At 72.2% G+C, this 25843-nt stretch carries 24 protein-coding genes; 5 read left to right on the forward strand and 19 right to left on the reverse strand.

What is annotated here, in order from left to right; genetic code table 11:
* Positions 1 to 3: 3 nt before the first annotated feature.
* The 4 genes from A4R43_RS06020 to A4R43_RS06035 all read right to left on the reverse strand — a co-directional run bounded on the left by A4R43_RS06020 (position 4) and on the right by A4R43_RS06035 (position 5201).
* The gene (locus A4R43_RS06020) at positions 4 to 957 is read right to left on the reverse strand and encodes a helix-turn-helix domain-containing protein (protein WP_113691399.1); all 954 of its coding nucleotides are present in this window, start codon (positions 955 to 957) and stop codon (positions 4 to 6) included.
* Positions 958 to 964: 7 nt separating this feature from the next.
* Complete coding sequence (locus tag A4R43_RS06025; RefSeq protein WP_113691400.1) at positions 965 to 1921, reverse strand: alpha/beta hydrolase; 957 nt, start codon at positions 1919 to 1921, stop codon at positions 965 to 967.
* Between the two features lie 924 nt (positions 1922 to 2845).
* On the reverse strand, positions 2846 to 3814 hold the full coding sequence (locus tag A4R43_RS06030) for an LLM class flavin-dependent oxidoreductase (RefSeq protein ID WP_113691401.1): 969 nt from the start codon (positions 3812 to 3814) through the stop codon (positions 2846 to 2848).
* Between the two features lie 10 nt (positions 3815 to 3824).
* Entirely contained in the window at positions 3825 to 5201 is a 1377-nt protein-coding gene (locus tag A4R43_RS06035) for an FAD-binding oxidoreductase (RefSeq protein WP_113691402.1), read from the reverse strand.
* A gap of 141 nt (positions 5202 to 5342) precedes the next feature.
* Between A4R43_RS06035 and A4R43_RS06040 the strand changes: the two genes are divergently transcribed.
* The gene (locus tag A4R43_RS06040; RefSeq protein ID WP_113691403.1) at positions 5343 to 6017 is read left to right on the forward strand and encodes a TetR/AcrR family transcriptional regulator; all 675 of its coding nucleotides are present in this window, start codon (positions 5343 to 5345) and stop codon (positions 6015 to 6017) included.
* 31 nt (positions 6018 to 6048) lie between these two features.
* A complete protein-coding gene (locus A4R43_RS06045) occupies positions 6049 to 7251 on the forward strand; it encodes a cytochrome P450 (RefSeq protein WP_113691404.1) in 1203 nt (400 codons plus the stop codon).
* Positions 7252 to 7260: 9 nt separating this feature from the next.
* Here the strand turns inward: A4R43_RS06045 and A4R43_RS06050 are convergent, their stop codons facing one another.
* Both A4R43_RS06050 and A4R43_RS06055 read right to left on the reverse strand, forming a co-directional pair.
* Positions 7261 to 7719, reverse strand: coding sequence for a DUF4442 domain-containing protein (locus A4R43_RS06050; RefSeq protein ID WP_113691405.1), 459 nt, complete (start codon positions 7717 to 7719; stop codon positions 7261 to 7263).
* Between the two features lie 50 nt (positions 7720 to 7769).
* Positions 7770 to 8120: a DoxX family protein gene (locus tag A4R43_RS06055; protein WP_162788337.1), complete on the reverse strand. Its 351-nt coding sequence runs from the start codon at positions 8118 to 8120 to the stop codon at positions 7770 to 7772.
* A gap of 179 nt (positions 8121 to 8299) precedes the next feature.
* Between A4R43_RS06055 and A4R43_RS43185 the strand changes: the two genes are divergently transcribed.
* Positions 8300 to 8755, forward strand: a complete 456-nt coding sequence (locus tag A4R43_RS43185) for a neutral zinc metallopeptidase (protein ID WP_236809179.1) — start codon at positions 8300 to 8302, stop codon at positions 8753 to 8755.
* Here the strand turns inward: A4R43_RS43185 and A4R43_RS06065 are convergent.
* From A4R43_RS06065 to pucL, 11 genes are all read right to left on the reverse strand, one after another.
* Positions 8746 to 9849 carry a glycerate kinase gene (locus tag A4R43_RS06065; RefSeq protein WP_113691407.1) on the reverse strand — a complete coding sequence of 368 codons (1104 nt, stop codon included), beginning with the start codon at positions 9847 to 9849 and terminating at the stop codon, positions 8746 to 8748. The two genes, A4R43_RS43185 and A4R43_RS06065, sit on opposite strands and share 10 nt — an antisense overlap.
* Positions 9846 to 11543: a glyoxylate carboligase gene (gene gcl, locus A4R43_RS06070; protein ID WP_113691408.1), complete on the reverse strand. Its 1698-nt coding sequence runs from the start codon at positions 11541 to 11543 to the stop codon at positions 9846 to 9848. The genes A4R43_RS06065 and gcl overlap by 4 nt, the downstream gene beginning before the upstream one ends.
* 1 nt (position 11544) lies before the next feature.
* Positions 11545 to 12429, reverse strand: coding sequence for a 2-hydroxy-3-oxopropionate reductase (locus tag A4R43_RS06075; RefSeq protein ID WP_113691409.1), 885 nt, complete (start codon positions 12427 to 12429; stop codon positions 11545 to 11547).
* Entirely contained in the window at positions 12422 to 13246 is an 825-nt protein-coding gene (locus tag A4R43_RS06080; protein ID WP_113691410.1) for a hydroxypyruvate isomerase family protein, read from the reverse strand. Before A4R43_RS06080 ends, A4R43_RS06075 begins: the two co-directional genes overlap by 8 nt.
* A complete protein-coding gene (locus A4R43_RS06085) occupies positions 13243 to 13632 on the reverse strand; it encodes an allophanate hydrolase-related protein (protein ID WP_113691411.1) in 390 nt (129 codons plus the stop codon). The genes A4R43_RS06080 and A4R43_RS06085 overlap by 4 nt, the downstream gene beginning before the upstream one ends.
* Before the next feature lie 12 nt (positions 13633 to 13644).
* Positions 13645 to 15090 carry an NCS2 family permease gene (locus A4R43_RS06090; RefSeq protein WP_113691412.1) on the reverse strand — a complete coding sequence of 482 codons (1446 nt, stop codon included), beginning with the start codon at positions 15088 to 15090 and terminating at the stop codon, positions 13645 to 13647.
* 93 nt (positions 15091 to 15183) lie between these two features.
* Positions 15184 to 15666 carry a nucleoside deaminase gene (locus tag A4R43_RS06095; RefSeq protein ID WP_113691413.1) on the reverse strand — a complete coding sequence of 161 codons (483 nt, stop codon included), beginning with the start codon at positions 15664 to 15666 and terminating at the stop codon, positions 15184 to 15186.
* A gap of 15 nt (positions 15667 to 15681) precedes the next feature.
* Complete coding sequence (gene pucD, locus A4R43_RS06100; protein WP_113691414.1) at positions 15682 to 17985, reverse strand: xanthine dehydrogenase subunit D; 2304 nt, start codon at positions 17983 to 17985, stop codon at positions 15682 to 15684.
* Complete coding sequence (locus A4R43_RS06105; protein ID WP_113691415.1) at positions 17982 to 18458, reverse strand: (2Fe-2S)-binding protein; 477 nt, start codon at positions 18456 to 18458, stop codon at positions 17982 to 17984. Before A4R43_RS06105 ends, pucD begins: the two co-directional genes overlap by 4 nt.
* A complete protein-coding gene (locus A4R43_RS06110) occupies positions 18449 to 19330 on the reverse strand; it encodes an FAD binding domain-containing protein (RefSeq protein WP_113691416.1) in 882 nt (293 codons plus the stop codon). The genes A4R43_RS06105 and A4R43_RS06110 overlap by 10 nt, the downstream gene beginning before the upstream one ends.
* A 13-nt stretch (positions 19331 to 19343) precedes the next feature.
* Positions 19344 to 20195 (reverse strand): factor-independent urate hydroxylase, encoded by an 852-nt coding sequence (gene pucL, locus A4R43_RS06115; RefSeq protein ID WP_113691417.1) that lies wholly within the window; start codon positions 20193 to 20195, stop codon positions 19344 to 19346.
* Positions 20196 to 20380: 185 nt separating this feature from the next.
* Here pucL and A4R43_RS06120 point away from each other — a divergent pair, with 185 nt between their 5' ends.
* Positions 20381 to 21916, forward strand: a complete 1536-nt coding sequence (locus A4R43_RS06120; protein ID WP_113691418.1) for a PucR family transcriptional regulator — start codon at positions 20381 to 20383, stop codon at positions 21914 to 21916.
* Here A4R43_RS06120 and A4R43_RS06125 read toward each other — a convergent pair.
* The gene (locus A4R43_RS06125) at positions 21882 to 22646 is read right to left on the reverse strand and encodes a TetR/AcrR family transcriptional regulator (RefSeq protein WP_113691419.1); all 765 of its coding nucleotides are present in this window, start codon (positions 22644 to 22646) and stop codon (positions 21882 to 21884) included. The genes A4R43_RS06120 and A4R43_RS06125 overlap by 35 nt on opposite strands.
* Before the next feature lie 50 nt (positions 22647 to 22696).
* Between A4R43_RS06125 and A4R43_RS06130 the strand changes: the two genes are divergently transcribed.
* Positions 22697 to 23251, forward strand: a complete 555-nt coding sequence (locus A4R43_RS06130; protein WP_113691420.1) for a GNAT family N-acetyltransferase — start codon at positions 22697 to 22699, stop codon at positions 23249 to 23251.
* Position 23252: 1 nt separating this feature from the next.
* On the opposite strand, the gene A4R43_RS06135 is transcribed toward A4R43_RS06130, so the two are convergent.
* The gene (locus A4R43_RS06135; RefSeq protein WP_205215253.1) at positions 23253 to 25811 is read right to left on the reverse strand and encodes an AAA family ATPase; all 2559 of its coding nucleotides are present in this window, start codon (positions 25809 to 25811) and stop codon (positions 23253 to 23255) included.
* Between the last annotated feature and the right edge of the window lie 32 nt (positions 25812 to 25843).

Here is a 25843-nt window from a genome sequence, read left to right on the forward strand (position 1 = left end):
GGTTCACTCCGGGTTGCGGTGCAGGCGCCACAGCGCGATGGCCAGTTGCAGGCGCAGCCGCCCGCGCGGGTCGCGGACCGGCCAGCCGAGCAGATGTTCCCCGTGCGCCAGGCGTTCCTGCAACGTCGAATGGTGGACCACCAGCGTGGCGGCGGCGGTGCGCAGGCTCGGGCTGCCCGCCACGGCGACCAGCGTCGGCAGCACCCACGGTGCGCTGGACCGGGCGCGGTCGAGCGCCACCACGTCCGGCGCCGGTTCGGTGTCGTGGCCGACGGCCGTGGCCAGCACGGTCAGCCCGCCCAGTTCGTCGGCGTGCACCACGCGCGGCCCCGGATCCGGCTCGGCGGCGGCGAACCGGAGCGCTGTCCTGGCTGCCGCGAGCGAACCGGGCAGGTCCAGCACGGGCACCACCGGTCCGACGCCCTGCCGCTGGTCGCCGGGGATCGGCGTGCCGGCGGACTCCACGCGGGCGCGGCCGCCGTCGAGCGCGACAGCACGCGCGGTGTCACCGAGGCAGAGCTTGCGGGCCGCGCGCAGCCGCGTCTCGGCGGGCACGGTCGCGTCCAGCACGACCTCGCGCGGGTTGCGTTCGACGGTCCGGTCGAGCACGCCGCGCACCGCCGCGACCGCGCGTTCGAGCACCATCGCGTCCACCGGACCGGCCGGGCCGGGGCGTTCCAGGTGGAGGGCCCCGCCGGAGCGGACCTCGGCCGACGGCCAGTGCGGTTCGGGCGGCGGGCCGCTGTCGAGCCGCCGCCCGTCGGGATCGACGCGGACGCGCACGCGGCGGTCCGGCACGGTCAGGCGCGCCACGCAGCCGGACAGCACCGCGGCGCCCCGCACGATCGGCTCCAGCCCCGCATGCGCATCGACCAGGCGGTCGAAGTAGGCGATCACCTTCAGCGCCGCGCCCGCGTCCGGATCGAGTGCGGACAGCCTGCCGACGAGATCCTTCATCCCACCATCATGCGCCGAGCACGCGCCGCAGCCACGGCAGTCGCGGCGCGCGTGCCGCCGCGGAAATGGCCGCCTGCGGGGCGAGGCCGTCGAATCCGTGGAAGCCGCCGGGCCAGACGTGCAGCTCGGCCTGGCCGCCCGCGTGCCACAGCCGCGTCGCGTAGTCGACCGCCTCGTCGCGGAAGGTCTCGGCCGAGCCGACGTCGATGAAGGCCGGGGGCAGGCCGGACAGGTCCTCGGCGCGGGCGGGCGCGGCGTAGGGGGAGACGCCGGGCGTGCCGCGGCGGTCGCCGAGCAGCGCCGTCCAGCCGGTCTCGTTGGCGGCGCTGTCCCAGATGCCGAGGCCTGTCATCTGGCGGGCCGACGTGGTGTTGTTGCGGTCGTCGAGCATCGGGCAGAGCAGCATCTGCGCGGCGAGGGCGGGGCCGCCGCGGTCGCGGGCGAGCAGCGCTGTCGCCGCCGCGAGCCCGCCGCCCGCGCTGACCCCGGCGAGCACGATCGGGCCGGTGAACTGGGCGGCCGTCCACACCAGACCGGCGTAGCAGTCCTCGACGGGCGCGGGGTGCGGGTGCTCGGGGGCGAGCCGGTAGTCGACCGAGACGACGGCGAGCCCGAGTTCGGCGGCCCACTCCAGGGCGTAGGCGAGGTCGGGGGAGCGGTGGCTGCCGAGGATCATGCCGCCGCCGTGGACGTAGTAGAGGGTGCCGGTCAGCGTGCCGGCCGGGCGGCAGACGAGCAGCCGCAGCGCCGGGCCGCCGGCGGGGCCCGGCACGGTGCGTTCCTCGAACTCGAAGGTGCCGCCCTGGCTGAGGTCGTCGTCGGACAGTTCGCGCTCGGCGTACTCGGCACGGCGGGCGGGGATGTCGAGCGCGGCGAACCGGGACGGCATCTCCTCGCGCAGCACCTCCAGCGCCGCGGCCAACTCGGCGTCGAACGGGGGCGGGGTGGGAACGGTGGTCGTCATCGGCTCTCCCTCGGCTCGGTTGGTGCCGCCAGTCTGGGCCGGACGCCCACAGCCACGCGGCGGGAATGCCCCGCCAGTTGGCGGGCAGTGCTGGGTTGAGGCCGGGTGGTGTCCAGGCCGCGGGGGCCGGCTGAGCTGGGACGGTTGGTTCGGCTCGGCTGGTTCGCCTGTGTCGCTTGGCCCGGCTCGCCCGGGGTTCGCCCGAGTCGCGACGGTTGGCCCGGCTGCACGACTCGCGTGGTGCTCCCGAGGTGGGAGGGTTCGCCCGAGTCGGGACGGCTGGCTCGGCTCGACCGGTTCGCGTGGTGCTCCCGAGCCGGGACGGTTCGCCTGGTTTGTCCGGCCGCTCGCCCCGCCCGAGACGAGCGGGCCGCTCGGCTCATGTGGCTCGCCGAGTTGCGGGCTGCCCGGCTGCTCGTGCATTCGGCTCCGGTGAGCTGCCCGGCCTGGCTGGTCGGACCGGCTCGCGTGGTCTGCCTGGTTCACCGGGCTCGCCCGATCTGCCCGCCGGTGACTGGCTTGCCCGGCTTGGGTTGTGTGGTCAGCCCGGTTCGCCTGGCGCTTGGATTGCGTGGCCCTGCCCGGTTCGCTGGGCAGGCCCGAACTGCCCAGCGCCCGATTTGTCCAGCGCGCGCACGGTGCGGCGGGCACAGTTGAGCCGCAGCCCAGCCAGTGCTGTGGCTTGGCTGCCCGGAGCGGGGCCGTGTCAGACCTTGCCTGCCGCACTGTGCTCGCGCCCGTCATCGCGGCCCTGCCCGCCGTGACAGGACCTGCTGCGGCGCCGCCCGGCGCGGCCGAGCCCTCGCTGCGGCCGAAGAAGCCGTGGCGCGCCACAGGACTGCCGCGGCCGGGCACTGGCGCGGGCGGAGTCCGTTGTGGACTCCGGCGGAGTGGGGCCGGTCCGGCGGCGCTGTCCCGGCGGGGTTAGGGGCGAGCGGCTGCGGCGACGGCGGCGGCATCGGCGATGGCTTGTTCCTCCTTTCCGACCGGGATCAGGACCACGGAGTCGGCACCCGCCCCGTGGAGCGAGCGCACTTGTTCCACGCAGCGTGTCCGGTCCCCGGAGATGCTGAGGCGGTCCACCCATTCCGGCGGCAGTTCGGCGGCCAGGTCCGCCTTCTGCTCGATCAGCGACAGCAAATCCCCGGCGAAGGGCAGGGGCCGGATGTGCGGGGCGGTCGACTCCCGCAGGCAGCCCACCACCCACGGCCGCACCCGCTCGCGCGCCCGCGCGGGGTCGTCGTCCAGGCTGAACCAGTTGTACGCCACGATCGAATGCCGCTCCGGCGCCCCCGGCTCGGCCGCGCCCTCGGTGATGCTCGCCAGCGCCGCGCGCACGTATTCCGGGCTGGACGGCTCGGCGAGAATGGTGCCGTCCGCCGCCGCGCCGGAGACTGCCAGGGAGCGCGGCCCCCGCACGCCGCTGTACACCGGCGGGACCACCTCCGGCGGGAACTCCAGCCGCACGTCGTCCAGCTGGACGTGCTTGCCCTGCACGGAAACCCGCTCCCCGGCCAGCAGCCCGCGCACGGTGGTCAGCGTCTCCCGCAGCGCGGCCAGCGGCGACGGCGGGTACGCGCCGATCTGCCGCATCCACGACGGCACCCCGTGCCCGAACCCGGCGATCAGCCTGCCCGGATGCAGTCCGGCGAGCGTGGCCAGCTCCATCGCCGCGATCGCCGGGTTCCGCGCCACCGTCGGCAGCACGCCGATGCCGATGGTGATCCGCTCGGTCGCGGCCAGCGCGGTGGCCGCGGTGGCCACGCCACCGGTGTAGAAGCAGTCCTCGACCACCCAAACCTCGTCGAGACCGGCTTCCTCGGCCTGCCGCACCAGGCCGACCAGCCGTGCCGGTGGCAACCGGCACGGGATCATCACGCCAACACGATTCATGCCGGGGACCCTAGCCGCCCCCACCGACAGTCCGGGTGAAAACGCGGCCCGGGTTGAGGATGCCGCGCGGGTCGAGGCTTTCCTTCAACCGCCGGTGCGTCCACAGCGCCGCCTCGTCCAGCTCGCGGGCCAGCCAATCCCGTTTGAGCACACCGACTCCGTGCTCCCCGGTGATCGTGCCGCCCAGCCGCAACCCCAGGTCCATCACCGCGGCGAACGCGGCCTGCGCGGCCTCGACCTGCGCCGGGTCCTTGTCGTCGAAGATGACCGAAGGGTGCATGTTCCCGTCCCCCGCGTGGCCCGCGCAGGTGATGCGCACCCCGTGCTCGGCGGCGATCTCGTCCAGCCCGTCGACCAGGTCGGCGAGCCGTCCGCGCGGCACGCACACGTCGTCGACGAGGCTGGTGCCGAGCGCTTCGTGGGCCGGGCCGACCAGCCGCCGTGCCTGCATCAGCAGCTCGCCCTCGGCCGGATCGTCGGCCACCACCACCTCACCGGCCTTGCAGTCGAGCGCGGCCCGTTCGAACGCGGCCAGTTCCTCCGCGGCCGCCGCCCCCGCGTCCGACTGGGCGATCAGCACGCCACCGACGTCCGGCGGGAAACCCAGCTCCACCAAGGCGGAAACGGCCCGGACGGTCTCGGCGTCCATGAACTCCAGCACCGACGGCCGGTGCCCCTCACCGAGGTACGCCGCGACGGCGCGGCAGGCGTCTGCCGGGCCGGGGAAGAACGCGACCGCGGTGAGCGGGCGCCGCGTGGCGGGCCGCAGCGCGAGCGTCACCTCGGTGATCACCCCGAGCGTGCCCTCCGAACCGACGAACAGGCTGGTCAGGTCGTACCCGGCGACGCCCTTCGCGGTGCGGCGCCCGGTTCGCATCACGCGCCCGTCGGCCAGCACCACCTCGAGCCCGCGCACGAAGTCGCCGGTGACCCCGTACTTCACGCAGCACATGCCACCGGCGTTGGTGGCCACGTTCCCGCCGATCGTGGAGATCTCCATCGACCCCGGATCGGGCGGGTAGTACAGCCCCTGCTCGGCCACCGCCGCGGCGAGCCTGCCGTTGAGCACGCCGGGCCGGACCACCGCCAGCTGCTCGGCCACGTCGATCTCGACGATCTCGTCCATCTTCTCCAGGCACAGCAGCACGCAGCCGTCGAGCGCGTTCGCCGCCCCGGACAACCCGGTCCGCGCTCCCTGCGGCACCACCGGCACCCCGTGCTCGTGCGCCCACCGCAGCGCCGTCGAGACCTCCTCGGTGCTCCGCGCGCGGACCAGCACCGCCGGCGTCCCGCTGGGGCAGAACGAGGCGCGGTCGTGGCGGTAGGCGGCGAGGACGTCGGGATCGTCGACCGCCGAAGCGGGCAGGAGCTGGACCAGCGGGTGCACGGGACCTCCAACAGCGGTGCGGGGCTTTCCATTGTCCGGCAAGGCCCGTCAATTCCTTGCCGAGCACGTCCCCGCGGCGCTACATTGCCTTCATGACCGCGTGACCAGATTCGTTCTTCTGGTCAAAACTTAGGGGCTGACGTGCGAGGACGGGCAGATCGGATTCTGGACGCGGCGGCCGCGCTGCTGTTGCGGCACGGCTACCGGAAGCTGACCATCGGCGACATCGCCGAGCGGGCCGGCGTCGGCAAGGGCACGGTGTACCTGCACTGGCGGGCCAAGCACGAGTTGTTCGAGGCGCTGCTGATGCGGGAGTCGATCGCGCTGGTCGACGAGCTGCTCGACGAGCTGCGGGCCGATCCGGCCGTCATCGCACCGCACCGGATCTTCCCTCGCGCGTTCGAGCTGACCGCCCGCCGCCCGCTGGTCGCCGCGCTGATCACCGGCGACACCGACCTGCTCGGCAAGCTGGCCTCCGACAGCAACCTGCGCAGCTACAAGCTGCTCGCCAACGACCGCGGTTACCAGGTGCTGGTGCGCAACGGCCTGCTGCGCGGCGACCTGCCGAGCGTCCAGTACGCCCTGCAGGCCGTCATCACCGGCTTCTACTTCTACGACTCGCTGGACCCGGTGACCGGCGCGCGCCTGGACCAGGGCACCAAGTCGCAGCTGCTGGCGCACACCATCCAGCAGGCGTTCGAGTGCGCCGAACCCGGCAGGCTCGAACCCGCCGCCGCCGAGTTCATCGCGCTGATGGAAGAGCTCGCCGACAACTACCGGAAGTCGATCTACTCGAGCGACCCGGGGACCGGCTGAGGAAAACCACCACCACAGAAGGGGATCTGCCATGACCGGGACCAAGGACCCCACCACGCTCGCGCAGCGCTGGGGGCTCAACCCCGAGCAGTTCTGGCTGCGGGGCGAGCTGCCGGAGCGCTCGGTGGCCTACGACCCGAAATCGGGCATGTGGAACGTCTACACCTACCGCGACGTGGTGCGCGTGCTCAGCGATCCGGCGACCTACTCGTCGGACACCTCGCGGCTGCTGCCGGAGCGCAAGGAGTTCACCGAGGGCAGCATCATCTCGCTGGACCCGCCGCTGCACCAGAAGCTGCGGAAGCTGGTCAGCCACGCGTTCACACCGAAGGTGATCGCCGATCTCGAACCGCGCATCGCCGAGCTGACCCACGAACTGCTCGACCAGGCCGAAGGCGACCGGATCGACCTGGTCTCCGGGCTGGCCTACCCGCTGCCGGTGATCGTGATCGCCGAACTGCTCGGCGTGCCCGCCGAGGACCGGAACCTGTTCAAGGACTGGGTGGACAAGATGCTGGAGCGCTCCGGCCAGTTCTCCCTGAACGACTCGCCCGAAGAGCGCGACAAGATGATGGAAGCCGCCATGGAGCAGCTGGACCAGCTGATCGCCTACCTCGGCGAGCACGCGGCCGAGCGGCGGCGGCAACCCCGCGAGGACCTGCTGACCAAGCTGGTCGAGGCCGAGGTGGACGGGGTCCGGCTGACCGATCGCGAGGTGGTCAACTTCGCGAACGTGCTGCTCATCGCCGGGCACATCACCACCACCATGCTGCTCGGCAACACCGTGCTGTGCCTGGACGAGTACCCGGACCAGAAGGCGAAGGTGCTGGCCGACCGCGAGCTGGTGCCCGGCGCGATCGAGGAGTCGCTGCGCTTCCTCAGCCCGTTCGCCACCACCGCGCGGGTCACCAACACCGACGTGGAACTGGGCAACACCGTGATCGAGGCCGACCAGATGGTGCTGGTGTGGCTGGCCGCGGCCAACCGGGATCCGGAGCACTTCACCGATCCCGGCGTGTTCGACGTGACCCGCGAGCCCAACACGCAGATCGCCTTCGGCCGCGGCATCCACTTCTGCCTCGGCGCGCCGCTGGCCCGGCTGGAGGGCCGGGTGGCGCTGAACATCCTGCTCGACCGGTTCCCCGGCCTGCGCACCGATCCGGCCGAGGCGCCGGAGTTCCTGCCGCAGCCGACGATGACCGGAGTGCGGCGGCTTCCGTTGGTACTCAGGTAATTCTGAGCGTCAGCGGGTGCGGCGCACGCTCCACTGGAAGGTGCCGGAGCAGACCGCGGTGCCGTCCTCGCCGGTGATTTCGGCGGTGGTGGCCAGGCGGATCTTGTCCGTGGTACCGCCGAACAGGGAACGCGCCAGTGCGGTGGCCGGCTCGTCGAGCACGCAGCCGGCCACCAGCTTTCCCTTGGCGGGGGCCAGGAAACGCAGGTCCGCGGCGAAGCCGAGCGGGACGACGCCGTCGAATTCGGCTTCGCTGTGCGCGGTCGCGATCAGCGCGGCGAGCCCGGCGGCGTCGAGCAGCGCGACCAGCCCGCTCGAATGCATCGTGCCGATGACGTTGGCGAAGTCCGGCGCCGGGCCCGCGGTGACCTCCGCGGCCCCGTCGGCGGCACGCAGCACACGCAGGCCGAGCGTCTTGTTGGCCGGGATCGGCTCGAGCAGGCGGACGGCCAGTCCGGTGAGGTCCACCGGTTCTTCCTACGCGCACGGCTTGTCCGCCGGGCGAACGGGACGTGAACTCAGGCGATCGCGATCAGGACGGCGGTCGCGGCCGAGAGCAGCGCGAGCGCGCCGGGTGGCACGATGTGCGAAACGGCGTCCTTGGCGCGGACGTGGTAGTACACCGCGCCGATCATCAGCAGGGTGAGGCCGATCGCCGCGGCCAGGCCCAGCGGCATCCAGAACAGGCCGACGATCAGCCCCGCCGCCGCGGCCACCTCGAGCGCGCCGATGACTCTGCTCGTGGTGGCCGAATAACCGAGCTGCTCGGCCGACTTCTTCATCGCGTCCACGTTCGCCAGCTTCGCCAGGCCGGAGCCCAGGAACACGCAGGCCAGCAGGATCGAAAGCACCACGACAACGGTCGACACGCCCACGCTCCACGGGGAGGGTTGCTTCGGGACGGCACCACCGTAGCGCGGGCCCGCGGCCGCGGCCAGTAGTGATCCGGATCACAGGCGCGAATCGGACCGCGTGGTGACCACCGCCGTGTGCCTGGCGGAGGGGAAACCGGAGGTGGAACCCATGCCACGCGGCGGAATCGCCTTTGGTGCTGCTGGCCTGCGTGGTCGCCGGGGACCGCGGTGAGCTGCTGCCGGACCTGCACGCGCGGTTCGGCCCGCCCGCGGTGATGACTGTGCTGGCACACGAACTCGGCCACGCCGTGCAGTTCCGCTGGGCGTGGGGGAGGAGACGCCGACGATCGTCAAGGAGTCGCCTCCCGGTACACGCTGTCCGTGCAGCAGGAAGCCGGGCACCTGCTCGAGGGGCCAGCCGGACCGCGTGCCTGACCGGATTCTGGGCGGCCACGCTGACCGCCGGCACCGCACTGCGGCTTTCGCCCGGTGACCTGGACGAAGCCGTCGCGGAAATGCTCGCGCCGGACAGCCTCATCGCCGCCGACGCCCGCGGTGCCGCCCTGCCCGCCGGGTTCGCGCGGGTGGCCGCCTTCCGTGACGGGTTCGCCGCCGCGGAACCGGCGGCCTGCGCCGCGGCCTATCCCTGAAGGTGGTCGATGGCCAGCCGCGCGGCCTGATCCCGGAGCAGCCGGGCCGCGTCCGCCATGGACCGGCTCGGGTCCGGTTCGATGTCGGCGAGTGCATACGCCGCACGGAACCCGGCCGCCGACAACTGCTCGGCGGAGAGCAGGCAGCGCCCGGCCACCGCGATCACCGGTACGTCCCCTGCTGCCCGCGCCACCCCGGACGGAGCCTTGCCGTGCAACGTCTGCGTGTCGAGCGAACCCTCGCCGGTGATCACCAGCCGGGCGTCGCGCACCGCGTCGGCGAAGCCCAGCAACTCCAGCACCACCTCGATGCCCGGCCGGGTTTTGGCGCCCAGCACGGAAAGCGCGGCGAAACCGACCCCGCCCGCGGCTCCGGCGCCGGGTGCTTCGGCGTGCTCGGCACCGACGACGGAGGCCCACCGAGTCAGCGCGCGGTCCAGGAGTTCGACCTGCTCGGCCGTCGCGCCCTTCTGCGGCCCGTAAACCGCGGCCGCGCCACGGGCACCGAGCAGCGGGTTGTCCACGTCGGTGGCCAGCTCGAATTCCACTTCGGACAATCGTGGGTCCAAACCGGACAGATCGAGCCGGTCCAGGTCCACCAGCGCGGCCCCGCCGGGTGGCAGTTCCTCACCGCGGGCGTCGAGCAGGCGGGCCCCCAGCGCGGTCACCAGCCCGGCACCGCCGTCGGTGCACGCGCTGCCGCCGACGCCGAGCACCACCCGGCGCCGCCCGGACCGCAGCGCCGCCGCGATCAGCTCGCCGGTGCCCGTGCTGGTCGCGGTCAGCGGCAGCGGGGGACCGGGCAACCGGTGCAGCCCGGACGCCTCGGCCAGCTCGACCACCGCGGTGTCCCCGCGCACGGCCAGCGAAGCGGGCACCGGCTGCCCGGCCGGGCCGGTCACCACCGTGCGCAGGCGGCGGAACCCGGCCGACACCACCGCGTCGACCGTGCCGTCCCCGCCGTCGGCGACCGGCAGCTGCCGCACCGGGATCCCCGGTCGCACCCCGGCGATCCCGGCGGCGACCGCGGCGGCCACTTCCGCCGCGGTCAGCGAGCCCTTGAATTTGTCCGGCGCGATGAGCACCTCGCTCATGGCAGCGGCTCGAACTCCTTGACCGCGTCGATCGCCGGGCCGTGCGGGGTGTTCGCCTCCCGTTCGATCATGATCTCCACCAGCACCGGGCGCGAGGTGGCGACGGCTTCCTTGCGGGCCCATTCGATGGTGTCGCGGATGTCGCCGGGCTCGGTCACGCGGCGGCCGGCACAGCCGTAGGCCTCCATCACCTTGACGTTGTCCGTGCCGTACTCGTCGTAGTGGATGTCCACCTGGTAGTTCATCTGGTACGGGATGGACGCCTGCCGGATCAGCCCGAGGTACTCGTTGTTGATCATGATCAGCACGAACGGCACGTGGTACTGCGCGGCCACCGCCAGTTCCTCGACCAGGTACTGGAAGCCGTAGTCGCCGACGATGCCGACCACCTCGGCCTCCGGTGCGGCCTTCTTCACCCCGATCGCCGCCGGGATCTCCCAGCCGAGCGGCCCGGCCTGCCCGCAGATCTGGTACCGGCGCGGCTGGTACGCCTTCTGGTGCTGCCCGCCCCAGATCTGGTAGAGCCCGATCGCGGTGACGAAGTAGGTGTTCTCGTCGAAGATCTCGTTGATCTCCTTGTACACCCGCGGCGCCTTGATCGGCGTGGTGTCGAAGTCCTCGCGACGGCCGAGCGACGCCTTCAGCTCGGCGATGCGCGAGACCCAGCCACCCGCCGGGCGTGCCGCGTCGCGGGCCTTCGCCGTCCGCAGCAGGGCTTGCAGGAACAGCTTCGCGTCGGAGACCACGCCGAGGTCCGGCGGGAACACCTTGCCCAGCTGCGTCGGCTCGATGTCGACGTGGATGAACTTGCGCTCACCGCGGTAGACCTCCAGCGTGCCGGTGTGGCGGTCGCCGAAGCGCGCGCCGACCGCGAGCACGGTGTCGGACTCGAGGAAGGACGCGTTGCCGTAGCGCTGCGAGGTCTGCACGCCGGTGATCCCGGCGAACAGCGGGTGGTCCTCGTCGATCGCGCCCTTGCCCATCAGCGTGACCTGCACCGGCACGTTCAGGTACTCGGCCAGCTCGCGCAGTTCGGCCGCGGCGTCGGCGATGATCACCCCGCCACCGGCCAGCAGGAGCGGCTTTTCCGCGGCCAGCAACAGGTCCAGCGCCCGCTCCACCCGCGGCTGGTGCGGGTGCACGGCTTCGACCGGCAACGGCGCGTCGATCGAGGCGTCGTACTCGATCTCCTGCTGCGCGATGTCCACCGGGATGTCGATCAGCACCGGGCCCGGGCGCCCGGAGCGGGCCACGCGGAAGGCCTCCCGGAAGATCCACGGCGCGGTGGCGGCTTCCTTGATCTGCACCGCCCACTTGGTCACCGGCTTGGCGATGTCGACGATGTCCACCGCCTGGAAGGCTTCCTGGTGCAGTTTCGACGAAGCCGCCTGGCCGGTGACGCAGATGATCGGGATCGAGTCGGCCATCGCGGTGTACAGGCCGGTGATCATGTTCGTGCCTGCCGGGCCGGAGGTGCCGATCGCCACGCCGACGCGCCCGTTGGTGCGGGCCCAGCCGTCGGCCATGTGCGTGGCGCCCTCCTCGTGGCGCACGGTCAGGTGCTCGATGCCGCCGCGGACCTCCATCGCCTTGTACAGCGGGAGGATCGCCGCGCCGGGGCAGCCGAAGGCGATGTCCACGCCTTCGGACTTGAGCACCTCGACCACCGCTTCCATCGCGGGCATTCTCGCCATGTCAGTTCCCTCCTCGCCCGGACAGCCGCTCGACCACGGTGAGCAGCGCGGAATGGTCGGCGTCACCGAGACCCTGCGCGCGGGCCGCCTGCACCAGCGCGGCGACCTGGCTGCCGAACGGCAGCGAGACCTCGGCCTGCCGCGCGGCGTCGAGCACGATGCCCATGTCCTTGTGGTGCAGGTCGATCCGGAAGCCCGGCTGGAACTGCCGCGCCAGCATGGATTCCCGTTTCAGCTCCAGGATCCGGCTGGCGGCGAGGCCACCGGCCAGCACGTCCAGCCCGGCGTGAGCGTCCACGCCGGACGCTTCGAGCAGCACGATCGCCTCGGCGACCAGTGCGTAGGTGCCGCCGACCACCAGCTGGTTGGCGGCCTTGACCACCTGGCCGGCGCCGTTCGGCCCGACCAGCGCGGCCACCTTGCCGACCGCGTCGAAAACCGGCTTGGCGGCATCGAAATCGGCCTGTGTGCCACCGACCATGATGGACAGCACGGCGTTGACCGCCCCGGCCTCACCACCGGACACCGGCGCGTCGAGCACGCGGACGTCTTTGGCGGCCCCGGCTTCGGCCACCTTCTGCGAGGTTTCCGGTTTGATCGTGCTGAAGTCGATGAACAGCGTGCCCGGTTTGATCGTTTCGAACACGCCGCCCTCGCCGAGCACGACGGCTTCGACGTGCGGGTCGGCCGGGAGCATGGTGATCACGATTTCGGCGCCATCGACGGCGTCGGCCACCGAACCGGCTGCCTTGCCGCCGTCCTCGGCCAGCCGTGCGACCGCGGCGGCTGCCAGGTCGTAGCCGGTCACGGTGAACCCGGCCCGCACCAGGTTCCTGGCCATCGGCGCGCCCATGATGCCGAGGCCGATGAATGCGATGTCAGTCATGGAGTTCCTTCGTCGTCTGGGAAAGCCAGCCGAAGCTTTCGGCACTCGCGCCGGTCGGCTTGTACTCGAGGCCGACGTGGCCCGAGTAGCCGTTCGCGGCGAGCTTGCCGAGGTAGCCGGCGATGTCGATCGAGCCGGTGCCGGGCTGGTTGCGGCCGGGGGCGTCGGCGATCTGCACGTGGCCGATCCGGCCGGTGTGCTCGGCGATGACCGCGTCGAGGTCGTCGCCGTTCACGGTCAGGTGGTAGAGGTCCGCGAGCAGCCGCAGGTTCTCGCGCGGCACGCGGTGGAGCACATCGAGCGCGTCGGCGGCGGTGCGCAGCGGATATCGGGGCGCTCCGCTCACCGGCTCGACGAGCACCACCGCGCCGATGGCTTCCGCCGCGCGGGCCGCGATCGCCAGGTTCTCGGCGGCCAGTTCGTCCTGCTCGGCCGGGTCGGTGCCGTCGATCCGGTTGCCGTACAACGCGTTGAACGCGCGGCAGCCCAGTTCTTCGGCGATGCCGACCGCGATCGGCACGTTCTCGCGGAACTCCCCGGACCGCTGCGGCCACGAGACCAGCCCGCGGTCCCCGGCGGGCATGTCACCCGCCGCGAAGTTCAGGCCCACCAACTGGACACCCGCGTCGCGCACGGCCCGCACGAATCGGGTGACTTCGGCGTCGCCGGGGGTGGCGGATTCGAACGGCCACCAGAACTCCACCGCGTCGAAGCCCGCCGCCCTGGCCGCGGCCGGGCGTTCGAGCAGGGGGAGTTCGGTGAACAGGATGGACAGGTTCACGTCGAGCCGGAGGCCGTCCGGCACGGAGATGGTCATGCTGCCCTTTCCCGGCTGCGGCGGTAGGCCCGCCAGTCGCCGATCTCGGTGATGTCGCGGAGCTGGACGTGGGAGGTGTACGGGCGGCGCAGCAGCATCGCGAACGCCGAGCTGCCGTCGGCCAGCTCGATGACGCCCAGCTCCAGTTCGTGGGGTTCGGACGGCAGCACGTGGTCGCGCAGCGCGTCGAGGCCGATGTCGTAGAGCTCGCCCGCGATCGCCGCGCCGCCGTGGGAAACCGGGAACAACGCCGGACACTGGTCGCCGACCGAGTAGAACCGGTACTTCGGCGCCGTGGTGGTGGCCGCCACCAGTGGCGCCCCGCCGAGCAGGTGGTGCAGCGGCTCGCCGCGCATGGCGCCGCCGTTGAGGAACATCAGAGCCACAGCCGTCCTCCTTTAAAAGAGCGCTTTCACGCCGTTGATGCCGAAGTAGACGGCGAAGACCAGCGCCAGCAGGGTGAGCAGCCAGCCGGCTTCGCGCCATTTGCCCTTGCAGGTCTTGACCAGCACAAAGGCGATCAGGCCGGCGCCGACCCCGTTGGTGATCGAGTAGGTGAACGGGATCAGCGCGGCGGTGAGGAACACCGGGATGGTGAAATCCGCTTCGTTCCAGGGAATGTTGCGGACCTGGGCCATCATCATGCCGCCGATGACCACCAGCGCCGGGGCCGCCGCCTGTGCCGGGACCACCCCGGCCAGCGGGGTGAACAGCAGGGTCAGCGCGAACAGCGCCCCGGTGACCACGCTCGCCAGCCCGGTCCGCGCGCCCTCACCGACCCCGGCTGCCGACTCCATGAACACCGTGTTCGGCGACGAGCCGGTGACCCCGCCCGCGACCGCGCCCGCGCCGTCCACCAGCAGGATGCGGCCCATGCCGGGAACCTTGCCGTCCTTGGACAGCCCGGCTTCCTGCGAAACGCTGGTGATGGTGCCCATCGCGTCGAAGAAACCGGACAGCACCAGCGTGAACAGGAAGATCGTCGCGGTCAGCGCGCCCGCCGAGACAAAGCCGCCGAACAGGTCCACCTCGCCGAGCAACCCGAAGTCGGGCGCGGCGACGAAGTCCGACGGCAGGGTCGGCTCGGTGCGGCCCCATTCGCCGAGCCCGAACCCGTCGTGCAGCACCACCGCGGCCACCGTGGCCACGCCGATGCTGATCAGCACCGCGCCGGGCACCTTGCGGGCCACCAGCACCGTCATCAGCAGCAGGCCGAAGCAGAACACCGCGATCGGCCAGCCGTCGAGATGGCCGTCCACGCCCAGCTGCACCGGCACCGTGGTGCCGGCCGCGTCCGGGACCCGGGTCACGAACCCGGCGCTGACCAGGCCGACCAGCGCGATGTAGAGCCCGATGCCGACGGTGATCGCGGTTTTCAGCGCCATCGGGATGGCGTTGAGAATCCGCTCGCGGATGCCGCTGGCCGCCATCAGCACGATGCACAGGCCCTCCAGCACCACCAGCCCGAAGGCCTGCGCCCAGGTCATCGCCGGGGCCATCTGGAAGGCCACGATGCCGTTGATGCCGAGCCCGGCGGCCAGCGCCAGCGGCGCGTTGCCGACCAGGCCCATCAGCACGGTCATCACCGCCGCGGACAGCGCGGTGGCGGTGGTCAGCTGGGCGGTGCTCAGCTTGGTGCCGGTGATGTCCGCCGACGCGCCGAGGATGAGCGGGTTGAGCAGCACGATGTAGGCCATCGCGACGAAGGTGGTGATCCCGCCGCGGACCTCGCGGGCGATCGTGCTCTGCCTGCCGGAGATCCGGAAGAACCGGTCGAGCGGGGACTTGCGGGGTGGCTCGGATTCGCCTTCGCGAATCCGGTCGCCGGGACGGGCCAGCGTCATTGGAGGCGTCCTCTCCCTTGCCGGTGGGTCAGCGGGACGTGGTTTTGAGTGGTGCTCCGGTCAGCGTGCTGGGGCCGAGTGGGCCGGGTCAGCTCAGTAGTCGATGCGGTCCGGCTGGTCCAGCCAGGTCGCGAACGGGGTGAAACCGTTCTCGATGGACACCTGGGTCACGGGTACCGCCCAGGTGTGGCGAGGCGTGGAGAACAGGTCGTAGAAGGCGAGGTCGTCGAAACCGGCCTTCGCCGCGTCGTGCCGGTCGGCCGCGTAGACCACCCGGTCCACGCGTGCCCACAGCGAAGACGCCAGGCACATCGGGCACGGTTCGCACGAGGACACCAGCACGCAGCCGTCGAGCTTGAAGGTGCCCAGCGCCTGGCAGGCCGCGCGGATCGCGACGACCTCGGCGTGCGCGGTCGGGTCGAGGTCCGGGGTGACCCGGTTGACGCCGGTCGCGACGATCTCGCCGTCGCGCACGATCAGCGCGCCGAACGGGCCGCCGCCCTCTTTGACGTTCTTCGCGGCCAGGCGCACGCATTCGGTGAGCCAGGCGGATTCGGCCGTTTCGGTGGTGGTCATCGAAGTTCTCCTGCTTCAGGTTCCGGTGATGTGTTCGGGGCGGATCGGCACGCGGGGCAGGTCCAGCCCGGTGGCCGCGCGAATGGCGTTCGCGATGGCCGGGGTGGCCGAGATGGTCGGCGGCTCGCCCACCCCGCGCACCCCGTAGGGCGCGTGCGGGTCGGCGCGTTCGAGCACGTCGATCCGCATCGGCGGCATGTCGAGCACGGTCGGGATGAGGTAGTCGGTGAACGACGGGTTGCGCACCTTGCCGCCGGCGACCTGGATCTCCTCCATCACCGCCAGCCCGAGGCCCTGCGCCGAACCGCCCTGGATCTGGGCGATCACGGCGTCGGGGTTCATCGCCTTGCCGACGTCCTGCGCGCAGTCCAGTTGCACGACCTTGACCAGCCCGAGTTCGGTGTCCACGTCGACCACCGCGCGGTGCGCGGAGAAGCCGTACTGGACGTGCGCGTCACCCTGCCCTGTTTCCGGATCGAGCGGATAGGTCGGGCGGTGGTGGTACTCCCGGGTTTCCTCGATGGCTTCGTCACCGAGGATATCCGCCAGCGCCGCCAGCACCTCACCGTCGGAAGCCACGATTTTCCCGCCGGAAAGCGCCATTCCTTCGGGTGATCGTCCCAACCGCCGTGCCGCGCGGGCGAAAACCCGCTCGGCCACGGCCAGGCAGGCGTTGCGCACCGCGCCGCCGGTGATGTAGGTCTGCCGCGACGCCGAACTGGACCCGGCGTCGCCGACACTGGTGTCCGCCGGGTGCACGGTCACCCGCGGCACGCCGAGTTCGGTGCGCGCGATCTGCTGCTGCAGCGTGACCAGGCCCTGGCCCACCTCGGCCGCCGCGGTGTGCACCATCGCGACCGGCTCACCGCCGAGCACCTCCAGGCGCACCCGCGCCGTCGAGTAGTCGTCGAGGCCTTCGGCGTAGGAGATGTTCTTGATCGTCACGCCGTAGCCGACACCGCGGACCACGCCTTCGCCGTGCGTGGTGTTCGACGCGCCACCCGGCAGCTCGCGAATGTCCACTGAGGACGACCGGCGGTCGGGTGGCAGCGGCATGTCCCTGACCCGCTGCACGAGTTCGGCGACCGGCGCGGGGAAGTCGATCACCTGCCCGGTGACGTTGGTCGACCCCTCGCTCATCGCGTTGCGGATGCGCAGCTCCGCCGGATCCATGCCCAGCGCGGCGGCCAGCTTGTCCATTTGGGACTCGTACGCGTAGGTGGGCTGCACCGCGCCGAGGCCGCGCATCGCCCCGCACGTCGGGTTGTTGCTGTAGACGCCCCAGCCCTCGATCTTCGCGTTGGGCACGTTGTACGGCCCGACGCTCAGCGTGGTCCCGTTGCCGACCACCACCGGGGTCTTCGAAGCATAGGCACCGCCGTCGAAGTACAGCCGGGCACGCACGTAGACCAGGTCGCCGTCGGCGGTGGCGCCGTGCTCGTAGTACATCTTCGCCGGGTGCCGGTGCACGTGGCCGAAGAAGGACTCCTCGCGGTTGTAGACCATCTTCACCGGCCTGCCGGTGCGCAGCGCGAGCAGGCACGAGTGGATCTGCATGGACAGGTCCTCGCGGCCGCCGAACGCGCCACCCACGCCGGACAGCGTCAGCCGCACCTTCTCCAGCGGCAGGCCCAGCGCCTTCGCGGTCTGCTTCTGGTCCACGTGCAGCCACTGCGTCGCCAGGTACAGGTCCACCCCGCCGTCGTCGGCGGGAATGGCCAGCCCGGACTCCGGCCCGAGGAACGCCTGGTCCTGCATGCCGATCTCGTACACCCCGGAGACCACCACGTCGGCCTCGGCGTCCGGGTCGCCGCGGACGATCCGCTGGTAGCGCACCAGGTTGCCGTCCGGGTGCAGCTTCGGCAGCGTGGTGTCGTGCGCGGCCCGCTCGGGATCGGTGATCGGCTCCAGCACCTGGTAGTGGACCACGATCTCCTTGAGCGCCTGCCGGGCGATCTCCGGGTGGTCGGCGGCCAGGATCGCCACCGGCTCGCCCTGGTACCGCACCCGGTCGGCGGCCAGCACCGGCGTGTCCTGGTACTTGAGGCCGTAGACGTTCTCGCCGGGCACGTCCTCGTGGGTCAGCACCGCGTGCACCCCGGGCACGGCCAGCGCGGCCGCGGTGTCGATGCCGGTGATCAGCGCGTGCGGGTGCGGGCTGCGCAGGGTGGCGCCCCACAGCATGTCCTCGTGCCACAGGTCCGAGGAGTAGGCGAATTCCCCGCGTACCTTGAGCACCCCGTCCGGGCGCAGCGGGCTTTCGCCGATGCCGCCGGTGATCGTGTCCTCGAGCTGCTGGGGCGAGCGCGTGGGGTTCACCGCGACACCTCCGCCTTCCGCGCGGCGGCGTGCTTCACCGCGTCCAGGATCTTCTCGTAACCGGTGCAGCGGCACAGGTTCCCGGCCAGCGCCTCGCGGATCTCCGTGTCACTCGGCTGGCCGGTGCGCTCGATCAGGTCGTGCGCGGCGACGAGCAGGCCCGGCGTGCAGAATCCGCACTGCACCGCCCCGCACTCCACAAAGGACTCCTGAACCGGATCGAGTTCGTCGCCTTCGGCGAGCCCTTCGACCGTGCGTACTTCGCGTCCCTCGGCCTGCCCGGCCGCGACCAGGCAGGCACACGCCGGAACCCCGTCGAGATAGACCGTGCACGACCCGCATTCGCCCTGTTCACAAGCATTCTTCGAGCCGGGAAGGCCGAGGCGCTCACGCAGCACGTAGAGCAGGCTTTCGCCTTCCCAGACGTTGTCGGCCTGCCGGTGTTCCCCGTTGACCGTGACGTTCACGCGCATGCCCGGCTCCCTTCGCGGTATTCGTCCCACGCCCAGCCCAGCGTCCGCCGCGCCATCACGGCCAGTGCGTGCTTGCGGTAGGCGGCACTGCCGCGCACGTCGTCGATCGGGGACGCGGCGGCGGCCACCAGCTCGCCGAAGCGGCGTTTCACCGAGTCCTCGAGCGGCCTCGGCGAGGTCCACAGGCCGCGGTCGGTGAGTTCGGCGGCCAGGAACTCCTCGGCCTCCGGTGCCCGGCGCGGAGTCGGCGCGGCCGAGCCGACGCCGGTGCCCACGCGCTCCTGCTCGGGGTGCAGCGCGAGGCCGAAGGCACACACGGCGATCACCATCGCGTTGCGGCTGCCGATCTTGCTGAACTGCTGCGGGCCGGTCGCCGGGCGCAGGCGCACCGCGGTGATCAGCTCGTCGGCGGCCAGCACGTTGCGCTTCACGCCGGTGTAGAACTCCGCCACCGGCACCAGCCGCGTCCCGCGCACCGAGGCGATCTCCACCTCGGCGCCCGCGGCGAGCAGCGCCGGGTGCGAGTCGCCGGCGGGGGAGGCCGCGCCCAGGTTGCCGCCCACGCTGCCGCGGTTGCGGATCTGCGGCGAGCCGACCGTGCGCGAGGCCATCGCGAGCCCGGGCAGCTCGGCGCCGAGTTCGGCGATGATCCGGGCGTACGGCACGCTCGCGCCGATCCTCACCTGCCCGTCCACCCGGGTGTGCTCGTGCAGCTCGGCCACGCGGTTGAGGTCCAGCAGCGCGGCCGGGCGGCGGTGGTCGAAGTTCAGCTCGACCATCACGTCGGTGCCACCGGCGATGGGCACGGCCTCGCCGAAGGCGGCCTTCGCCTCCAGCGCTTCGGCGAGCGTGGCCGGTCGCAGGAAGTCCATTGTGTCCGTCCCTTCAGGAATCGTCACGCCGGACGGTGCCCTCGATCAGGCCGTACGGGCGGTCGGCGGCGAAGAAGACCTCACCCGGGTTGTCCAGGCCGAACGCCGACAGGTCGCTGAGGAAGTGGTGCTTGTTCGGCAGGGACAGGCTGATCTCGGCCAGTTCCGGCACGTTCTCCAGCACGCGCGTGCCCATTGCGTAGAGCGTCTGCTGCAGCGAGTAGCTGTAGGTGCCGCCGAACGCGTCGAGCAGGCAGGCGCGCGCGGTTTCGTACGCCTTGCCCCAGTCGGCGCCCTCGGCCGTGGCGAAGCGCCAGGTCGCCGACACCGCGGTGGCCAGGATCCGGTCGGTGACCTCGGCGAGCGTGGTGTACTCGTCACGCGGGAAGCCCCAGAACTCCGAGTCGGTCGAGTTGAGCACGGTCAGGTCGGTCAGCCCGCCGGTGACCTCGGCCCGCTCGCCGTCGTAGGTGATCAGTGCGGTACGGGTGCCTTCGCCGGACCGCGCGAACGAGTGGTGCGCGGGCTTGCCCGCGACCTCCAGCCGCGCCCACGGGTAGCTCTCGATGCGCACCGCCGCCCGGTGGATCGACGGCTGCGAATCGACGAAGTGCCTGGCCAGCCGCAGGCCGAAGGCCTCGATCTCGCCGATGCCGTCCCTGGCGAAGGCGAACACCGTGTTCTTCTGCGTGTCGGTGGCGAGCACCTTGCCGTTGTCGCCGGTCAGGTGCGTGTCGGCCAGGTCGCCGGACAGCGAGACGCTGACGTTCAGATCGGTGATCCGGTGCCGCTCGCCGTCGCGGTCGATGCGGACCAGGCGGTTCTCCGCCTTGCCGTACTGGTTCTCGCCGAGCACGATCGCCATAACCTTGTTCCTCCTCGCTGCGTTGTGAAGCAGTACACAGTCCGCGTGAGCGGACCGGCCACGGCTGATCCGCCGAAACCGGCCGTTCACCCCGGCGCCGTTTTTGTGGTTACCTCCAAAGGCCGTCCACGTGCTGGTATGCGGTACTGGAAGGCCCAGTCACGGCCGATTCGGAGGAGGTGCGGGTGCGACTCGGAGCCCTGCTGGACACGCCCGAGCTGGGGCTGACCCTGCTCTACGGCCCGGACGCGCGCGAGCGCGAGTTCGAACGCGTGTTCACCTCGACCCTGAGCGACCCCACGCGGTACCTGGCCGGTGGTGAGCTGGTGCTGTGCGGCATGCGGTGGCTGCCCGGTCCCGCCGACGCCGACGCGTTCGTCGCGACGCTGGTCGAGGCCGGGGTGGTGGCGCTGGGCGCGGGAACGGCCGAAGTGGACGGACCGGTGCCGGACTACATGATCGAGTCGTGCCGGGCGGCGGGCCTGCCGCTGTTCGAGGTGCCGGTGTCGGTGTCCTTCGCGACGGTGAGCGAGCGCATCATTCTCGGCCTGGCCGCCGAGCGGGCCGGTCCCGGCGGGATCGGCGGTCACCGCCGCCTGCTCGCCGCGCTGACCGCGGGCGGCGGGCTGCCCGCACTGGTCGAGGCCGGGGCCGCCGAGCTGGGCGCGGACTGCTGGGTGCTCAGCGCGACCGGGCGGCTGGTCGCGGGCACCGGCGAGGCGCTCAGCGCCCAGCGGCGCGCGCAGTTCGCCCGCCGGTACCTGATGGGGGAGCGGCTGCCCAAGGTGATCGACGGGTTCACCCTGCTGGCCTCGGCGAACCGGGCGGGGCACCGGGTGGGCAGCTGGTTCGTGGTGATCGCCGGGGACCATTCGCGCCGCGAGGTCGCCGCCGAGTTCGCCGAGCTGGCCGGGCTCGAACGGTCCAGATTGGACGATGCGAAGCGGATCGAGAACCGCGCGGCGGAACCGTTGCTGCGCAAGGTGCTTTCCGAGGGCGCCACGCAGGCGGAGCTGAGTTCACGGCTGGCCGCGGCCGGGTTCTCCGGCGGGGAACAGGTGCTGGTGCTCTCGGCCGGGGTGCAGGGCGGCGGGCCGGGGCTGGCGCGGGCGATCCTGGACGAGGTGCTGGCGCCGTTCGGCGGCCCGGCACTGGTCGGTTCGGTGGAGGCGGAGACCTTCGGACTGCTCGCGGTCGAGGAGCCTGCCGATGGGCTGGCGGAACAGATTCGCGAGGCCGTGGTGCTGGTCGAGCCCGCGCTCGGCTCGGCACGCCTGGCCGTCGGGATGAGCCGCGCGCCGGACGCGCAGGCGCTGCGCCCGACCGTGCAGGAGGCGCGGCACGCCCGCAAGCTCGCCGAGCTGGCGCCGGGACGCGCTTCGGTGGTCGCCGGGGACGAGGTCGCGTCCCATCTGCTGTTGCTGGCCGCCGTGCCGGAGGAACTGCGGCGGTCGTTCGGCGCGAAGGTGCTCGGTCCGCTGCTGTCCTACGACGAGGCACACGGGTCGGATCTGGTGCACACGCTGAAGGTGTTCCTGGAGAACTCCGGTTCCTGGACGCAGACCGCGGCCGAGCTGCACCTGCACGTCAACACGCTGCGGTACCGGGTGAGCCGGATCGCCGAGCTGACCGGGCGTGACCTGGGGCGGTTCTCCGATCGCGTGGACCTGTACCTGGCGGGTTGCTTCAGCCGGGAGTGGGGGCTTCAGGCAGGCGAGTGAGGCCGTCGAGCACGCGGTCGAGGCCGTCGCGGAACCAGGTGTCGAGGTCGGCGGTGCCGGGCGGGCCGCCCAGCTCACCGGTCCACGGGGGCAGGCGGCGGGCTTCGTCCGCCCACCACGCGCGGTAGGTCGAATGGGCCGATTCGTGGTGTTCGGCGAGCAGCAGCAGGGCCATGCCCTGCACGTAGGCGCTCAGCGCCAAGTACCGGCCGAGCGCGGTCGGCGGGTCGAAACCGAGCGCGGTGAAGGCGCCGATGCTCGCCCGCGCCGAGTCCAGCACCGCCGGGACGAGCGGCGGGCGGGTGCTCGCCAGCACGCTGACCAGCCACGGGTGTGCCCGGTAGACCGACCACTCGTGCTCGGCGAGCGCCTTGAGCGCCGGGGTGCCCGGGGTGGTGAGCAGGCGCTGCACCATGGTCGCGACCAGCTTGTCGCGGCTGCCGAAGGCACGCTGGGCGGTCATCAGCGAGGTGCCCGCGCGGTGGGCGACCGCGCGCAGGGTGACCGCGCCGATCCCGTCGGCGTCGGCCAGGGCGATGGCGGTTTCGACCAGTTCACCGGTTTTCGGCGTGGTCCGGCGCGGGGTGGCGGCGAGCCGCCCCTGATCGCGGCGGCGCCGGTAGGCGCGGGACTGGCAGGACCGCGAGCAGTAGCGGCGCGGCCGTCCGGTGGGCGCGGGGGCGCCCGCGTCGCGTCCGCACTCGGCGCAGGCGTTTCGTCTCGGGTCCATGTGCGACGAAACTACTTCATCCGGGGTTTCGCGTGCGCGAGCGTGGGGGCATGACGTTGATGGTTCGTCCCGCCACGGCGGCGGAATTCGATTCGGTACTGGCCGCGTGCGTGGACGCGTTCTCCGATGAGGCCGTTTCGGCTTGGGTGGTCCCGGATCCGTCGGTGCGGCGGGCGCGCACGCGGGAACTGTTCGAAACCTCGCTGCGGGCGGCGGTGGATGCCGGGCAGCTGGTGGTCGCCTTTTCGCGTGGGGAGCCGGTGGCCGCTTCGATCTGGCTCAGCGTTTCGGGCCCGATCGCCGCGCCGGAGGGGGAGGACCGCCTGGCCGTGGTCATGGCGGCCACGGCCGCGCGGCACCCGGTCGAGCCGCACCTGTACCTGTCTTCGATGGCCGCGCTGCCGCGTTACCGGGGCCTGGGTGCCGGCACGGCCATGCTGCGGTACGGCATCGCACAGGCGGGCGGACAGCCGATCTACCTGGAGGCGTCCACCCCGCGGAACCGCTCCCTGTACGCCCGCCACGGCTTCGAAGACCACGGCGAGCCGATCCCTCTGCCGGACGGCGGTCCGGTGCTCCAGCCGATGTGGCGTCCCGCTGGTTAGGTCAGGCCGACTCGACGAGGTCGCGGAGCTGGGAGCGGGCCGTCACGCCGAGTTTGGGGAAGCTGCGGTACAAATGCGACCCCACCGTCCGCGGTGACAGGAAAAGGCGTTCCCCGATTTCGCGGTTGCTCAGGCCCCGGGCCGCCAGGCGGATGATCTGCTGTTGTTGCGGGGTAAGCGAAGTCAGCGCATCGGGTGTCGCCGAGGCTTCGACGCCCGCGGCGCGCAATTCACCGTCGGTGCGGGTCAGCCAGGGGCGGGCGCCCAGGCGCCGGAAGGTCTCCTGCGCGGCCAGCAGTTTCGGGCGGGCGTCGGTGATGCGGCGGCGCCGGCGCAACCATTCCGCGTAGTCGAGCAGGATCTGCGCTCGTTCGAACGGCCACTGCTCACCCGCCGGGTCGGCCAGCGCCGCCTCGAAATGCGCCTCGGCCGACGCCGGATCCAGGAGGGCGCGGGCGCGGTGGATCAGCGCGCTCATCCGCGGCGACAGGTCACCGTCCAGGTGCTTCACGCACCGGTCGACCACCTCCGCTGCCTCGGTTTCGTGGCCCGTGCGGACGGCCGCCGCCGCCAGTTCCGCGAGACCGGCGTACGAACACGCGTAGTGCACCGGGTCCCCGGCCGGGGTGAACATCAGCCGGAATTGCTCGTAGGCGCTCACGTGGTCACCGTCGGCCACCGCCGCCATGCCGAGCGCCCACCGCGTGCGCACCGCCACCGCCCGGCTGCGGTTCGGGTCCACAAAGGACAAACCAGCCTCGGCGGTCGCGCGGGCCCGCGCGGTGTCCCCGGACAACGCGAGCGCGGCGGCTTCGAGCGAGCGCACCGCCGCGTCGAGATGGGGGAGCCCGGCGCCGGCGGCGGTGGCGCTCGCCGCGGCCAGCCTGGCCTGCGCCCACTGGCCGTTGTCCAGGTACGCCCAGCCCGCCGAGCAGCCGAGCCCCGTGGGCAGCGAACCGCTCATCCGCCACCGGTGCAGCGCGTCGTCGAAAATGCGCACCGCCTGGCCGACCTCGTCGAGCAGCCACGCCATCGCCCCCAGTGAGACCAGCCGCGCCGGGTCGTCGCGGGCCTGCTCGACCAGTGCGGGCAAGGCCGCCGCCAGCTCGGCGCGGCGCACGGTCGGCTCCAGCAACGCGAGCGTCCACGGATCGTCCGAAACCCGTTCCCGCACGGCGACGCGGTGCTCCTCGTCACCGGAGTAGAACCCGGCCACCGACGCCGACGCGGTCGCGACCGGCGCGAGTTCCGGGTCGTCCGCCGCACGCAGCAGCAGGGAAATCGCGGTGTCGTGCTCGGCGCTCAACGTCAGCACCTGGCCCACCCGCAGCGACGCCCGCGCCACCAGCGCCGGGTCGTCGGTGCTCGCGCTCGCCTTCGCCGCCAGCTGCTCAACCCACTCCGGCTGCCCGGTGTTGACCGCGACCCCGGCCGCGGTCACCAGCCGCCGCGCGCGGTCGTCGCTGTCCGGGCTCAGCTCGGCGGCACGTTCCAGCGCGGTCGCGGCCGCCGCGTAGCCGCCGCGTTCACGTGCCCGGGACGCCGAATCTTCCAGTGCCGCCGCGATTTCCTCGTCCGGCGCCTCAGCGGCGGCGGCCAGGTGCCAGGCCCGGCGATCGGGTTCCGCGGCGAGCAGGCGCGCGAGTTCCCGGTGCGCGCGGCGGCGCGCGGCCAGCGGGGCGCCGTGGTAGATCGCCGAGCGGATGAGCGGGTGCCGGAACCGCACCCCGCCCGCGATGCGCAGCAGCCCGGCGCGTTCGGCGGGCGCGAGTTCGTCGGCCAGCCCGGGCGCGGCCAGCTCGTCCGCCGCGACCAGCAGCAACGCCTCCCGCGTCGCCTCGGGCAGCCCGGCCAGGTCGGCGGCGAAGACACGCTCCAGCCGCTCGGTCAACGGCAGCACGTCCTCGTTGCCGGAGCCGCCCGCCCTCGCCAGTTCCACCAGCGCCAGCGGATTCCCGGCGGCCTGATCGAGAATGCGCAGGCGGCGCTTGCCCACCGGCGGCTCCGGCTGCCGGTCCAGCAACTCGCCCGCCTCCCTCGGCCCGAGCGGGCCGAGCGTCAGCGACGGGAACCCGGCGTATCCGGCCGGGTCGCGGGTGCCGCCGAGCACGGCCAGCGGCTCGTCGTCGATCCGCCGCGCGGCGAAGGCCAGCGCGTCGAGCGAGCCGGGATCAAGCCACTGCAGGTCGTCGGCGACCACCAGCACCGGCGAGCGCTGCGCGAGTTCGGACAGCAGGGTGAGCAGCGCGACGCCGACCAGCAGCCGGTCCGGGCAGCCGGAATCCGCCATGCCGACCGCGCCCAGCAGGGCCGACCGCTGCCGCTCCGGCAGCTCCCCGAGTTCCGCCCGCACCGGGCGCAGCAGCTGGTGCAGTCCGGCGAAGGGCAGGTTCGCCTCGCTCGCCGAGCCGGTCATCCGGAGCACGCGGCCCTCGTGCGCCGACGCGGCCAGGTCGAGCAGCGTGCTCTTGCCCGCGCCCGGTTCCCCGGCCACGATCAGCACACCGCTGGTGAGCCCGAGCACCGCGGCGCGTTCGGCCTCCCGTCCCGAGATCGTCACGTTGTGACTGTATCCCCGACTGCAGTCACCTG

The organism is Amycolatopsis albispora (assembly GCF_003312875.1).
Classification (GTDB): domain Bacteria; phylum Actinomycetota; class Actinomycetes; order Mycobacteriales; family Pseudonocardiaceae; genus Amycolatopsis; species Amycolatopsis albispora.